The 14,350-nt window shown below is 43.7% G+C and carries 14 protein-coding genes; 12 read left to right on the top strand and 2 right to left on the bottom strand.

Annotated elements, in window-relative coordinates; translation table 11 throughout:
- The first annotated feature begins 28 nt into the window (after positions 1–28).
- From NAF19_RS08025 to NAF19_RS08015, 3 genes are all read left to right on the top strand, one after another.
- Positions 29–1,198 (top strand): pyridoxal phosphate-dependent aminotransferase, encoded by a 1,170-nt coding sequence (locus tag NAF19_RS08025; RefSeq protein ID WP_252789353.1) that lies wholly within the window; start codon positions 29–31, stop codon positions 1,196–1,198.
- Positions 1,199–1,351: 153 nt separating this feature from the next.
- Positions 1,352–2,350 carry a Hint domain-containing protein gene (locus tag NAF19_RS08020; protein WP_252789351.1) on the top strand — a complete coding sequence of 333 codons (999 nt, stop codon included), beginning with the start codon at positions 1,352–1,354 and terminating at the stop codon, positions 2,348–2,350.
- A 147-nt stretch (positions 2,351–2,497) separates the two neighbouring features.
- Positions 2,498–3,367: an SdiA-regulated domain-containing protein gene (locus tag NAF19_RS08015; protein ID WP_252789350.1), complete on the top strand. Its 870-nt coding sequence runs from the start codon at positions 2,498–2,500 to the stop codon at positions 3,365–3,367.
- Positions 3,368–4,005: 638 nt separating this feature from the next.
- Here the strand turns inward: NAF19_RS08015 and NAF19_RS08010 are convergent.
- Positions 4,006–4,260 (bottom strand): hypothetical protein, encoded by a 255-nt coding sequence (locus tag NAF19_RS08010; protein WP_252789349.1) that lies wholly within the window; start codon positions 4,258–4,260, stop codon positions 4,006–4,008.
- A 78-nt stretch (positions 4,261–4,338) separates the two neighbouring features.
- Positions 4,339–5,253, bottom strand: a complete 915-nt coding sequence (locus tag NAF19_RS08005; RefSeq protein ID WP_252789345.1) for an alpha/beta hydrolase — start codon at positions 5,251–5,253, stop codon at positions 4,339–4,341.
- 125 nt (positions 5,254–5,378) lie between these two features.
- Between NAF19_RS08005 and flxY the strand changes: the two genes are divergently transcribed.
- From flxY to NAF19_RS07960, 9 genes are all read left to right on the top strand, one after another.
- A complete protein-coding gene (gene flxY / locus NAF19_RS08000) occupies positions 5,379–6,671 on the top strand; it encodes a flexirubin biosynthesis putative acyl-CoA ligase FlxY (protein WP_252789343.1) in 1,293 nt (430 codons plus the stop codon).
- Between the two features lie 304 nt (positions 6,672–6,975).
- Positions 6,976–8,526, top strand: coding sequence for a flexirubin biosynthesis tyrosine ammonia-lyase FlxA (gene flxA, locus NAF19_RS07995; RefSeq protein WP_252789341.1), 1,551 nt, complete (start codon positions 6,976–6,978; stop codon positions 8,524–8,526).
- Complete coding sequence (gene flxB / locus NAF19_RS07990) at positions 8,523–9,251, top strand: flexirubin biosynthesis SDR family reductase FlxB (protein ID WP_252789340.1); 729 nt, start codon at positions 8,523–8,525, stop codon at positions 9,249–9,251. Before flxA ends, flxB begins: the two co-directional genes overlap by 4 nt.
- The gene (locus NAF19_RS07985) at positions 9,232–9,675 is read left to right on the top strand and encodes a hotdog family protein (RefSeq protein ID WP_252789339.1); all 444 of its coding nucleotides are present in this window, start codon (positions 9,232–9,234) and stop codon (positions 9,673–9,675) included. The genes flxB and NAF19_RS07985 overlap by 20 nt, the downstream gene beginning before the upstream one ends.
- Before the next feature lie 3 nt (positions 9,676–9,678).
- Positions 9,679–10,821 carry a beta-ketoacyl-[acyl-carrier-protein] synthase family protein gene (locus NAF19_RS07980; RefSeq protein ID WP_252789337.1) on the top strand — a complete coding sequence of 381 codons (1,143 nt, stop codon included), beginning with the start codon at positions 9,679–9,681 and terminating at the stop codon, positions 10,819–10,821.
- A 149-nt stretch (positions 10,822–10,970) separates the two neighbouring features.
- On the top strand, positions 10,971–11,591 hold the full coding sequence (locus NAF19_RS07975) for a hypothetical protein (RefSeq protein WP_252789335.1): 621 nt from the start codon (positions 10,971–10,973) through the stop codon (positions 11,589–11,591).
- Positions 11,592–11,599: 8 nt separating this feature from the next.
- The gene (locus NAF19_RS07970; protein WP_252789333.1) at positions 11,600–12,799 is read left to right on the top strand and encodes a beta-ketoacyl-[acyl-carrier-protein] synthase family protein; all 1,200 of its coding nucleotides are present in this window, start codon (positions 11,600–11,602) and stop codon (positions 12,797–12,799) included.
- Positions 12,800–12,801: 2 nt separating this feature from the next.
- Positions 12,802–13,857, top strand: a complete 1,056-nt coding sequence (locus NAF19_RS07965; protein ID WP_252789332.1) for a beta-ketoacyl synthase chain length factor — start codon at positions 12,802–12,804, stop codon at positions 13,855–13,857.
- A gap of 8 nt (positions 13,858–13,865) precedes the next feature.
- Complete coding sequence (locus tag NAF19_RS07960) at positions 13,866–14,237, top strand: ApeI family dehydratase (RefSeq protein ID WP_252789329.1); 372 nt, start codon at positions 13,866–13,868, stop codon at positions 14,235–14,237.
- Positions 14,238–14,350 lie beyond the last annotated feature (113 nt).

The raw sequence follows: 14,350 nt of genomic DNA, 5'->3' as shown, positions 1-14,350 counted from the left end.
ACTGAAAACTCATAAAAAATCAACGAAAATGGCAAATTCAATTAACCGCAGAAACTGGATAAAATCCAGCGCCCTGATGGCCGGGGGACTGGCACTGGCAGCGGGTACTATAAACAAACTGGCCGCAATGCCGCTGGTAAAAAAAATCATTCCTTTTAAACGGGTAACCGACCAATCCGCGATATTGGAAGCCCCAGCGGTAATGAAAGCAAGGTTGCTTGCCAACGAAAACCCCTTCGGGCCATCAGCTGCAGCTAAAAAAGCAATAACCGACTCTCTTGATTTAAGTTACCAATATGCTTTTATGCAGATGGGCGTGTTGTCGGGTAAAATTGCTGCCTTTGAAGGTATTCATCAAAACAACATCATGATGGATGCCGGTTCATCGGCCCTGTTGCTCGCCTCAGCAATGCACTTCAGCAAAGGCGGGAAAGATATTATTACGGGTGACCCATCGTACGATGACCTGCCAACCCACGCAAAACTACACGGCGGTAACTGGGTTAAGGTACCCCTAACCAGCGAATACAAACTGGACCTTGACGCAATGGAGGCAAAAGTAACCGACAATACCGGCCTGGTTTACATTTGCAATCCCAACAATCCAACGGCCACGGTGGTCGACACTGATAAATTGAAAGCATTTTGCGAACGCGTGTCTAAAAAAACAATGGTTTTTGTTGACGAGGCGTATATTGACTATCTGCCAGACCCACAGGGGACTACATTAATAGGCGGTGTAAAATCAGGGCAAAATATCATCGTAGCCCGTACATTCAGTAAATTATACGGCTTTGCCGGGCTGCGCTGTGGTTACTTAGTAGCACAGCCTGACACCATACGCGCCCTTTCTATTTATACCGGCGGCGCGTTTAATCTTTCTGCAACCACATTAGCTGCTGCAACTGCAGCATACCAGGAAACTGATTATATGAAAGATGCAGCGAAAAAGATGGTAGCTTCGAAAGAATACCTTTATTCGGTATTGAAAAAGGAAGGCTACGAATATATTCCTTCCTCAGCTAACTTCGTTATGTTTCCCCTAAAAATGGATGGGAACAAGTTTGTGGGCGAAATGATGAAACGCGGTGTGGGTGTGCGCAATTGGAAGCTAAATGGCGCCGACTGGTGCCGCGTAAGCATCGGCCGCATGGACGAAATGGAAGCATTTGCCGATGCGTTTAAACAATTATCTTAATCTAACAAAACTTTCACCCTTTTTGTCATTCTGAGCAAAGCGAAGAATCTTCTACGATTGATAAATATGCGCCATACTTGTCTGCGTGTTTGTCCAGCGTATAAGATTCTTCACTGCGTTCAGAATGACAAGGAGACTTTTATATAATACAATATGCGTAACCTACTACTAACACTATCTTTTTTACTAATCATATCATTCACCAGGGCGCAAACAGCTACCCCTAACCCACGCCCGCTGACCCTGGATGAATATAACAAAGCGTTAACCTACACCATTGCCGATCTGGACAAAGACACCTACGTGAAATTTGACAATACCTATGTGCTCGATCGGTATGAAAACCGTAAGCCCTATTTTATAACCGGTGGCGACGGCCTCAAAAAAAGAGTTGACCTTTATAAACTTGTTGCCAAACAGGGTATGCAGGAAATTGGTCTGATGGTGTTTTACACCAGCGAAACCGGCAAAAAATACCAGGCCCTTGTTCCGGACTTTACCGCTGATGCCAAAGTATGGGCAAAATACTTCCAGGATATTGACGACATTAATAAGGTTGAGAAAAACTTTATCTTGAAGTTGTCATACGTCTTGTCGAAAGAAATGGCTTTCCAACAGTATAAAGTGCTGAACAACGGTAAAGATATGAAGGAAGAAGCCGCAACTTATGGCAACGATATCTGCTTCCCGGGCGATGAAGAAATCACCATGAGCAACGGCGCCAAAAAGCTGATAAAAGATGTAAAAAGCGGTGATGAAGTTATTACTGTTGACCCGGCTACTAACAAATCATCGGTAATAAAAGTAAAAGAGCTCACCGTGCACGCTGCTAAGAACTATGCTATAACTGAGCTGGTGCTGGTATCGGCAAAAGAAGAGCATACAGCGGCGGGCTTGAACATCAACCTGAATACTAAAGTGCTAAAAGCAACACCTAATCACCCAATGCTTACCAAACAGGGCAGCTTCAAAATCGGTGAGGTTGCTGTTGGGCAACAAGTGTTATGCCTTAACGAGCAAAAAGGAAAATATGAAACCTTTACCGTATTAAGGAAAACCGAACATGCGGGCGGAATGCAAAACGTTTACAACATCGAAGCTGATGGCGGCAGTACGCTGGTGCTGAATGGGGTAATGGTAATGCAGAAGTAGCTTCAATTTTCCCACGAAAATAAGCGGGAAGGCATAGGAGCGCGGAGAAAAAACATTCCTGCGTTTCCTATGCCTTCTTTGCGTTCCGCGGCTCAACAAAGCAAGGCCCCTAACTAAACAATTCCTTAAATTAGCGGTATACCTAATATGAAAAATACATTAATGCCGGGATACCTTTGTTTGCTATTGCTTACTTGCGCACTGCTCATTAACTGCACCGGGCAACAACAAAGTAAAAGCCCCGGTCCAAAAGGTTACGATTTAACCCGTCCCGTAAAATATGAGTTGCCGGATGAATTGACCGAGATATCCGGTATAGCATTTAACAAAGGCAATGCTGATACAATGTACGCCGAACAGGATGAAAAGGGTTCGCTCTTTTATTTCAAGCCCGGTAACAAGGACATGCTGCGCTATAAATTTGGCAAAAGCGGCGACTATGAGGACGTTGCTATCAACAACGGCCAGGTGATTATGCTGCGCAGCGACGGCGTATTATTTACTTTCCCGCTGCAGTCGGTAAAAAGCAACCGGCCAGCCGACGCCAGAGCATGGGAAGGTTTGCTTCCGCAGGGCGAATATGAAGGAATGTTTGCTGATGATAGCACACAATCAGTATACGTGCTGTGCAAACATTGCAGTATTGAAAAAAGCAGCAAAACCAGCACCGTGTTTACGTTGAAACTTGCAGCCGACGGGACACTAACAAGCGCGGAGCAGTCAGTAATTGATGTTAAAAAGATAGAGAAGCTGACAGGCCAAAAGAAAATAACATTCCACCCGTCCGGGCTTAGTCGTAGTCCGCTGACCGGCGATTGGTACATTTTGTCGTCAGTAAATAAAATGTTGATAGTTGCCGGTGCAAACTGGGAGATTAAAGAGGTGCACCCGTTAAATCCGCAGGTATTTGGTCAACCGGAAGGCATTGCTTTTGATAAGGATAACAACCTTTACATATCAAACGAAGGCGATAAGTTGCGGATGGGAAATGTGCTGAAATTTGCTTTTAAAAAGTAATATATCTCAAATTTTACATTTATAGCGTTTGGTTTAAAACCCATCGCTCTGAAAAAAGCTGTGTTCAGGTCTTTTTCTACTTATATAACCCGCTAATTAAAATAAGGTGAGTTCGATATAAATTTCCCGCAGCCCCATCGCAAACGCCTGGTCGTCCCGATAATTATCGTGCGAGATTGGATTTAAAAAGCATTCTTATCGGGCAGCGCGTTCCATTTTTAAAAGCGGAACACCCGGAACGCTATGAAACACACTCATTATCAAATATTTATATATCTAACATATATTAATACATAAATTTAACATTAATTTAATATAAGCCCGGGTTAAACATACTTGCGCCCCACCCAAAACGCCTGTTAGTCCCGGTAATTATCGTGAGAGCGAGGTTCAAAAGAACATTTTTATTGGATAGGGCGTTCCATTTTTGCAAGCGGAACACCCGGAACGCTGTGAAACATACTCATAGTCAGATATTTATATATTTAACATAAATTCTTATAGCGAACTCAAGTTAAAATAAGGTCGCGCCCAAAACCGGGTAACGACCCTGCGATAGATTTGGGAAAATACAACCAGGTTTACTGACAAACAAAAAACCCCTCAAACAATATGAAGGGCTTTTGTATTTATTTTCCTCACGGATGCGGCGGTGGAGGCGGCAGCCCCGGACCCGGTGGGTGCGGCGGCGGCTTTGGCAAACGGATATGAATCCTTGCGTGGTGCCTGCGATGATGCCTGCGGAACCGTATTGGCGGGCGCGGTGGCGGCGGTGGTGGCCTGCGTATTTGTAAATACGTTGGTGTAACTGTCAATGTCATTGATTTTGCATGCGAAAATTCAACGCTGAAAGTTAAAACCAAAGCCACAACTAAAATTTTTAAATATTTCATGTGTTAGTGGTTAATGATGATTGTTTTTTATAACGTTAAATGTACAATTATGTTTTGAAAACGGTATAGCGCAGGATATTACTTAAACAAATTGTTGTACATAAAATCAGCCGCAAACTGCCCGGCTTCAAGCCAGCGTTGTTGCGTACCCTTATCGCTGGAGAAAATAGGGTTGAAATGCTTGCGAAGCTCGTGCGAGTAACCTTCAAAAACTTTCACGCCGGTTGTTATGTTTAAAGTTTTTGCCCTTTCGTAAACATCTTTCCCGCCATATAACGATGTGTCTTTGTGTGCCGGTGCAACTATACCATCGTTGCTGCCGTAAATATTTACCACCGGTACACGGGCGTTTTTCAGCCAATTTAGCCTGAAAATACCTCCCCATAAATTAATTACGCCCTCAACCTTTAGCAATTCAGCTTTGCCGGCATCAACTTCGGGCACGCCCGCAAATTTTGCAAGTTCGGCATTAGTGGCGAAGGCTGTTTGAAGGGCTATCATCCCTCCCGCCGAATTGCCCGCTAATATAATTTTGTCGGGGTTAATGTGATATTCGGCAGCATGTTGCTTAAAATAGGCAACCGCCTTTTTTGCATCCAAAACGGCATAATAGCAGCTACGCTTCAATTCATCGAAATTCAAAAACGGCAGTTTCTTACTCAAGGTGTAGTTTATGGATACGCAAACATACCCCCGTTGGGCAAACGTTTTGCTCCATATTTGGGCGCTTTTGTCGGCTTTGGAGCCAAATTTAAAGCCACCGCCGTGCATCCAAATGATTAATGGCCGGCCTTTTGTTTCGTCGCCTTCGGGTTGGTATAAATCAAACAGGTGAGCTTTATTTTTGCCTGTGGAATCGCTTCCGTCGTAGCTTAAGTCTTTCGTAGTTTTTACGCCACCAAATACAATATCTTTATATTTAACTGCCTGGGCATTCGCGGTAATCGAAATGCAAAATATACCGGCAATTAATAAGGGCTGTTTAATAGTCATAACTGATATACGTTACAATTGTGGCTGACGGTTGTTTTGTTAGTGCAAAACAATATTAATACCTATGGCTTTATATAACAATCCATAACACATTTTTTTTAATTTTGGACACAACTACCATTACAATGTCTATCGTCACGAAAAGCAATCAACATTCGCACGAAATAACGCATTTGCAGCAGCAAAAACTACATGAACTTTTAGCTTATGTAAGCCAAAATTCCCCGTTTTATAAGGAGTTGTTTGCAAAACACAACATCGACATAAAAAACATAAAAACGCTGGCTGATATCAGTGCCATACCAACCACTGCGAAAGATGACCTGCAACAACAGAACGATGACTTTTTATGCGTACCGCGCAGTAAAATCATTGAATATACTTCAACATCAGGTACACTGGGCCGGCCGGTAACCATTGCATTAACCGAAAACGACCTTAACCGCCTGGCATATAACGAGTATAATTCTTTTTTATGTGCTGATGGCTCCGCCGATGATACTTATCAGTTGATGCTCACGCTCGACAGGCAGTTTATGGCCGGAATTGCTTATTACCTGGGTATTCGCAAAATTGGCGCAGGTATAATCCGCCTTGGGCCGGGCGTACCGGCATTACAGTGGGAGACCATCCAGCGGCTGAAGCCTACTGCCATCGTTGCCGTGCCATCGTTTATTTTAAAACTGATCCAGTTTGCAAATGATAGCGGCATCGATATCAACTCAACTTCGGTAAAAAAGGCCGTTTGTATTGGTGAGAACATCCGAAACAATGATTTTACGTTAAACATCCTCGGCCGGAAAATCACCGAAAGTTGGGATATTAAGCTATACTCAACCTACGCCTCCACCGAAATGCAAACCGCGTTTACAGAATGTGGCGCAGGCAAGGGGGGCCATAACCAGGCCGATTTGGTTATTGTTGAGTTACTTGACGAAAACGACCAGCAGGTGGCTCCCGGCACGCCCGGCGAAGTAACCATTACCACCTTAGGCGTGGAAGGCATGCCGTTGCTGCGGTACAAAACCGGGGATATTTGCACATATAGTGACGAACCCTGCACCTGCGGCCGCACAACATTGCGACTTTCGCCCATTATGGGTCGTAAAAAACAGATGATTAAGTTTAAAGGCACTACCCTATACCCTCCGGCGCTTTTCGAACTGTTAAATGAGCGCGAAGAAATCAGGGATTTTGTTATTGAGGTATCATCAAACGATATCGGTATGGACCAGGTATCGCTATACGTTGTGCCTGCCGAATTGACGGACGAATGCGATCACCGGATACGCGCTTATTTGCAGGCAAGGCTACGCGTTAGTCCGCATATAAAATATGTGACTGCTGAAGAGATACAGAAAATACAATTCAGCGAGGCAAGCAGGAAAGCGATAAAATTTATTGATAAACGGGCGTGAAGCCCCACCTAAACGGCGAAGGCCTCATGTAATAATCCTCTCCGCTGGTTAGCGGAAGGATTTGAAGAAAAATGCCATGAGCGAAGCTAATGTCTCCCCTACCGGGGGAGATTTAGAGGGGGCTAAATACTGCTGGTTTCCTTAACTTATTGCCGTTGCCGTACCACCCCTGCGCGTTGCCAGTGTAAATACCTAAAACCTTAACCCATTCCAGGTGTTATTGCAGTTTACATTAACCCGTTTTGCATATATTTTATACTTTAGCGGATTATTATTCACCCTGACAAAACATTAATTTTTGCCCATGATACATGTTGGACAAAGTCCTCTTTCTTTAAACGATTTTTCTGAACTGATATTTAAAAAAAACGAGGTTACACTCGATTCAGCCGCTTTAAATAAAATTAACACCAACTTCGAGTTCCTTAAACAATTCTCGTCAAACAAGCTGATTTATGGGATAAATACCGGCTTTGGGCCGATGGCGCAGTACAAGGTTAGCGAGGATAATATATTGCAGCTACAATACAATCTTATCCGCAGCCATTCATCGGGCAGCGGCAAGCTGATGACTGCACAGCTATCCAAAGCTTTAATGATTGCCCGGTTAAACAGCTTTATGCAGGCATATTCAGGCGTGCATACCGACGTTGTTGAGTTACTGAAAGAATTAATTAACAAAGACATTGCACCCTGTATTTTCGAACACGGCGGTGTGGGCGCCAGCGGCGATTTGGTGCAACTGGCCCACCTTGGCCTGGTTTTAATTGGCGAGGGCGAAGTAATTTTTGAAGATGCCGTTCATCCAACGATGGATATCTTCAACAGATTCAATATTAAACCGCTGTCTATTCACATACGCGAGGGGCTGGCTATTTTGAACGGTACCTCGGCCATGACAGGCATTGGTATGCTCAATATCATACAGGCTAAAAAACTATTGAACTGGTCGGTGTTGTTTTCGGCGATGATAAACGAGATTGTGGAAGCGTTTGACGATCATTATTCTCATGAACTGAACGTGGTAAAACGCCATGTCGGCCAAAACGCTATCGCAGGCATGATGCGCGATATTTTGAAAGACAGCAAAATGATACGCGACCGCTCAGAACATTTATACAACCCCGACAACCTTGACTATGAAATATTTGAGGATAAGGTGCAGGAATATTATTCATTGCGTTGTGTAACCCAGATTTTAGGGCCTATTTATGACACCATCGCACAGGTTGAAAATACGGTTGTAAATGAATTGAACTCGGTTAACGACAACCCTGTGATTGACCATGAAAACCACAATATTTTCCACGGCGGTAACTTTCACGGTGATTATGTATCGCTGGAGATGGATAAATTAAAAATTGCCATGACCCGTGTATCGATGCTGGCCGAACGACAGTTAAATTACCTACTGAATGCCAAGCTGAATCAAAAGCTGCCACCATTTGTAAATCTTGGCGTGCTGGGTTTAAATTTTGGTATGCAGGGTATGCAGTTTACGGCTACTTCCACTACCGCCGAAAACCAAACTTTATCGTTCCCGATGTATGTGCACAGCATACCTAACAACAACGACAACCAGGACATAGTAAGTATGGGTTGCAATGCGGCATTGATGACTAAAAGGGTTATCGATAACTCCTTCGAGGTGCTGGGCATCCACCTGATGACGATTTTACAGGCGATAGATTATTTGGAATGCAAGGATAAGCTATCGACTATATCACGCAAACTATACGATGAAGTGAGGGCGATATTCCCGGTATTTATTGAGGATGCACCAAAATATAAGGACCTGGAAAGGGTTAAAACTTTTCTTGAATCAGCAGACCACATAACATCCTTTTCCAAATGAAATGCGCACTGGTTACCGGCGGCTCACGTGGCATAGGCAGGGCAATCTGCTTAAAGCTGGCGGCTTTGGGCTACCATGTGCTGGTAAATTATAAAAGCAATATCGATGAGGCTAATAAAACTTTGGTCGCCATACAAGACCAAGGAGGCAGCGGCGAACTGATGCCATTTGATGTTGCCGATAGGGAACAGATAAAACAAACGCTTGGGGGCTGGATTGAAGCCAACAAAGATAAATACATCGAGATACTGATAAACAATGCCGGCATCCGCGACGACAGCCTGATGGCCTGGATGGCCGAAGAGCAGTGGGACAATGTTTTAAAAACCAACCTCGACAGCTTTTTTCATGTAACCCGGTTGGTTTTGAACAGCATGCTCAGCCACAAATACGGGCGAATAGTTAATATCGTTTCACTTTCGGGCCTGAAGGGCCTGGCCGGACAAACCAATTACTCGGCTGCAAAGGCCGGGGTTATTGGCGCTACCAAGGCCTTGGCGCAGGAAATTGCACGGCAGGGAATTACCGTAAATGCAATTGCTCCCGGTTTTATTAAAACCGACATGACTGAAGGACTTGATGAAAAAGAATTAAAAATGATTATTCCTGCCCGCCGTTTTGGCCTGCCTGAGGAAGTGGCACATGCAGCGGCCTTTTTGGCCTCGCCTGATGCTTCTTATATAACCGGGCAGGTGCTTTCGGTAAATGGGGGCTTATATTCCTGATATGGGCTTACCGGTTGAAGATATACGCGCGCTTATTCCGCAAAAAGCACCTTTTGTAATGGTGGGTAAGTTGCTTTATGCCGATGAATTGACAACCAAAAGCAGTTTTACAATTGACCGCGACAATGTATTTGCGAAGAACGGCGTTTTCCAGGAAGCAGGATTGATGGAAAATATAGCGCAAACTGCGGCTTTACGTGCGGGGTACATGGCACAAAAAGACAATAAACCTGTTGAGACGGGCTACATTGGTGCTGTTAAAGATTTCGAGGTTTTTGATCTGCCCAAAGTTGGCAACGAGTTAACAACCGAAATCACTATACAAAACCAAATATTTAATGTTACCGTAATTGATGGAAAGGTTTGGCATAATGGCAATTTACTGGCGCAATGCGAAATGAAAGTATTTATAGGCGATGAATAAATTATGAGCAAGATTAGTGAGCATGATGTTTTTGTAGTTGCTGATAACATTTTATCGCCGCTGGGTAAAACTACGACCGAGAACTTTGAGCAGCTTAAAAATGGTGTATCGGGAGTAAAACAACATAACAACGCAAACTTATCCCCTATTCCATTTTATGCTTCATTATTTGATGAAAATGCCCGGTTTCTCCAATCCGGCGAAGGTTATACAAAATTTGAACAACTGCTTATCGCCTCCATTGCCGATGCTTTAATCGATAGCGGCATCGACCCAAAAGAAAAGAAAACAGTTTTAATAATCTCCAGTACAAAAGGCAACATCAGCCTGCTGGAAACAGAAGAAAACAACCCGGCATTACAGCAACGAATAGCAATGCCAGCGTCCGCAAAACTGGTAGCAGAATATTTTGGTTTTCAAAACCAATCCATCATTATATCCAATGCCTGCATATCGGGTGTAATGTCAATTATAACTGGTATGCGCTTGTTAAAGGCTGGTCAATATGAAAACGTTGTGATAGCCGGGGCCGACGTTATTTCGAAGTTTATAGTTTCAGGCTTTCAATCGTTCCAGGCACTTAGTCCGGCGGTTTGCAGGCCTTTTGATAAAAGTCGTGACGGGTTGAATTTGGGCGAAGGAGCGGCAACAATCATACTATCCACCCAAAAGAAATTTGAAGGTAGTATTAAAGTCAAGGGTGGCTCGGTAAGCAATGATGCCAACCATATTTCGGGGCCGTCACGCACCGGGGCAGGGCTGGCGCAAGCAGTGAAACAAGCAATGAGCGACGCAGGGTTGGCCGTAGCTGATATTGATTTTATATCAGCACATGGCACGGCTACCGTTTATAACGATGAGATGGAAGCAAGTGCTCTGGCCCTATCGGGCTTGCAATCGGTCCCATTAAATAGTTTAAAAGGATATTACGGGCATACTTTAGGCGCAGCGGGTTTGATTGAATCTATTGTTTTTATACAATCATTAAAAGAGAACCTGGTGATACCCACTTTGGGCTTTGCAGAAAATGGCGTAACCAGCGAGGTAAACGTGTGTACATCTCCATTGCAAATTGATGCTGTTAATTTTATTAAAACAGCATCAGGGTTTGGGGGCTGTAATGCGGCGGTGATAATTGGAAAATGAACCATGATTAAAGGATTAACAGATTATCATGATGAAAAAATGCATCCTGTAAATCTTTAAATCAGTTTAACGGCAAAGCCATCCTGAACGCCTTAAAAAATAAAACAACTGGTGAAAAATCCCAGTTCAGAAAATAAGCAAGATAAAAATTGGCAACAAACAAATACTTATCATCCACCTGCACCATCGCCAAAAATGCGGTAAATAAAAATGGTATAACGCTATTTAAAAACCCGGGGACTGATATTACAGCATTTCTGCTTTCGGTTTACCAGCACTTCCACTTCAATTATCCAAAATTTTATAAAATGGATAATTTAGGCAAACTGGGCTGGCTCACGGCTGAAATATTATTGAAAGACGATTTCGAACGATTTAATTATGAACCGGAGGAAATTGGTGTAGTTTTGACCAATTCAAACTCAAGTTTGGATAACGACCTCAAGTATTTCGATACCATAAGTGATATCCCGAGCCCTTCCGTATTTGTTTACACCTTGCCCAACATCGTTATTGGAGAAATTTGTATCAGGAATAATTTTAAAGGCGAGCATGCTTTTTTCATACAGGAAAAATTCGACGCAGCTTTTATAGCGCAACAGGTAAATTATCTGCTCGACAATGATATTTTGCAAGCCTGTATTTGTGGCTGGGCCGATGTTTTGGGGCAGGATTACAAAGCAACCTTGTTTTTGGTTGAAAAGAAAAAAAATGAACAAGCTTTATTATTTTCGCCTGAAAATATAGACAGCATTTTTAATACTATTTAAATAGCTATATGAGTCAATCAGTTTACGTGGCAGGTGTGGGTGTAATTTCGGCGATAGGGAATAATGTAACGGAACACCTTGCTGCGTTCGAACGCGGTGAAGCCGGCATGGCGGAGATTACTTTGCTTAATACCATACACCGCCATAAGCTGCCCGTAGCCGAGGTTAAATTAACCGATGAGGAATTGATTGCTGTTACAGGGCCAACCACCCACAACAGCCGCACAGCACTGCTGAGCCTGGTTGCAGCACGCGAAGCATTAAACGATGCCGCAATCCCAAACTTAAAGGAGCTGCGCACCGGCTTTGTCTCGGCTAACTCGGTTGGCGGTATGGATAAAAGCGAAGATTTTTTCGTGGAGTTTTTGGCCGATAACAGCAAGGGCAAACTGAAAAACGTGTTCGACCACGAGTGCGGCAGCATGACGGAGATTGTGGCCGACCAGCTGGGCATTACCGATTTTATGACTACCATCAGCACGGCCTGCTCATCATCGGCCAACGCTATTTTTTATGCCGCCAGGCTAATAAAAAACAACATGCTGGACGTAGCAGTGGCGGGTGGAGTTGATGCCCTTACCAAGTTTACGTTAAATGGCTTTAATACATTAATGATACTGGACAAAGAGTTTTGCAAACCGTTTGACGAGCACCGCGAAGGATTAAATCTTGGCGAGGGTGCCGGTTACGTAGTATTGGTTTCGGATAAGGTAGCAAAAACACTAACCAACCCTGCTTATTGCAAACTAAGCGGCTATAATAACAGCAACGATGCTTACCACCAAACAGCATCGTCGCCTGAGGGTACCGGCTCATACATGGCTATGAAAGGCGCGCTGGCAAAAAGCGGCTTGCAACCGGCCGATATCAGTTACATTAACCTGCATGGTACCGGCACTCAAAATAACGACAGCGCTGAAGGTACTGCAGTTAAGCGGTTATTCGATCCAAACTACCCACCTGTAAGCTCGACTAAATCATTTACCGGGCATACACTGGGTGCAAGCGGCGGTATTGAGGCGGTGTTCTCCGTATTGTCTATCAAACACGGATTAATTTATCCTAACCTGCGGTTTAAGACCAGGATAAGCGACCTGCCATTTGAACCTGAAACAAAATATTTAAAAGGACAGGATATAAAGCACGTAATGTCGAACTCGTTTGGCTTTGGCGGCAATTGTACATCTTTAATATTTTCAGCAGTTTAACCATGAAAGTATATATCCGCTCATCGGCCTGTATATCGGCACAAAATACTTTTGGCAACCAGGGCTTTTTAACAGACGTTGTTGAATATGAAGGGACACGTTTAAGGGCCATTGAACCCGATTATAAAAAGTTCATCGATCCGAAGCAAATACGGCGGATGAGCCATGTGATAAAAATGGGCGTATCTGCAGCAAAAGAATGCTTGATAAACGGCAATGTTGAAATGCCCGGCGCCATAATCACCGGTACGGCGTTTGGCTGCATGGAAGATACCGTTACCTTTTTAACCCGCATAATTGAACAGGAAGAAGAGTTGCTTCCCCCTACCGCCTTTATACAATCAACCCACAATACAGTAGCTGCTCAAATAGCGCTGATGCTGCAATGCCATGCCTATAACAACACGTTTGTGCACAAGGGCATGTCGTTTGAAAGTGCACTGCTTGATGCAACTATGCTTTTAATTGAGCAGGAAGCCGACAATATCCTGGTGGGTGGAACCGAAGAAATGGTGGACACCAGCTTTACCGTTTTAACCCGTTTGGGTTTATACAAGCGGGAGCCTGTGACCAATCTGTCGTTATACGACCATAACACAAAAGGAACCATTGGCGGCGAAGGTGCGGGTTTTTTCCTGCTAACAGATAAAGCATCGGCAGACAACCAGGCCGAGTTGCTGGGACACACGTTCTTTTATAAACCGACCGACGTTGAAAAGCGCATTACCGCATTTTTATACGAGCATTCGTTAACAGCTGCGGATATTGACCTTGTGATAACCGGCAAAAACGGCGACACCAGGAATGATGCTGTTTATACCCAGGTTTGCGATTCGCTGTTTAAAAACACCACTTTAGCCGCCTACAAACACCTTTGTGGTGAATATACTGTGGCATCAACATTTGCCTTATGGTTGGCAGCGAACATTGTAAAAAAAGGAGTAGTACCCAAGGCTGTTTTGCAAACCCCTGAGTTTACAGCTACCTCGAAAAAAATATTGCTATACAACCACTATCAAAATAAATATCATTCATTAATGCTGGTTTCAGCTATTTAATTGGGGACATGGCGGCAGGAAATGATGATTTATTTATTGTAGACAGCTTAATCCATACAGATGGGGTTATAAAAACTAATTTATCCATCAACCCCGGCAGTTCTATTTTTAAAGGTCATTTCCCCGGACAGCCGGTGGTGCCGGGAGCTTGTATGTTACAGCTTGTAAAAGATGTTTTAGAAAGCGCTCTTGGATATTCCGTTCAGCTTAAAAAAGCGGGTAATTTAAAATTTGTTGGGATGATTGTCCCGGCAGCAACAAATGCTATTCTGTTGAAAATTGACTATAAATTAATCGTCGATGAGATTAATGTAAATGCTAAGTTGGTTGATGGAGATCGGGTTTGTTTTAAATTCCAAGGCAGTTTCATTTGCACTTAATCAACTTTGTCACCGCGTCCCGATGATTAGCGGAGGCAACTTCATAGCTATACATGGCGGCCATGCATTGCGACGAGATTGCCACGCTCGTTCCTCACTCGCAAAAACAAAAT

This window comes from Mucilaginibacter flavidus (assembly GCF_024055575.1).
GTDB classification, from domain to species: Bacteria; Bacteroidota; Bacteroidia; order Sphingobacteriales; family Sphingobacteriaceae; genus Mucilaginibacter; species Mucilaginibacter flavidus.
This window is presented reverse-complemented; position numbering and strand designations above follow the sequence as displayed.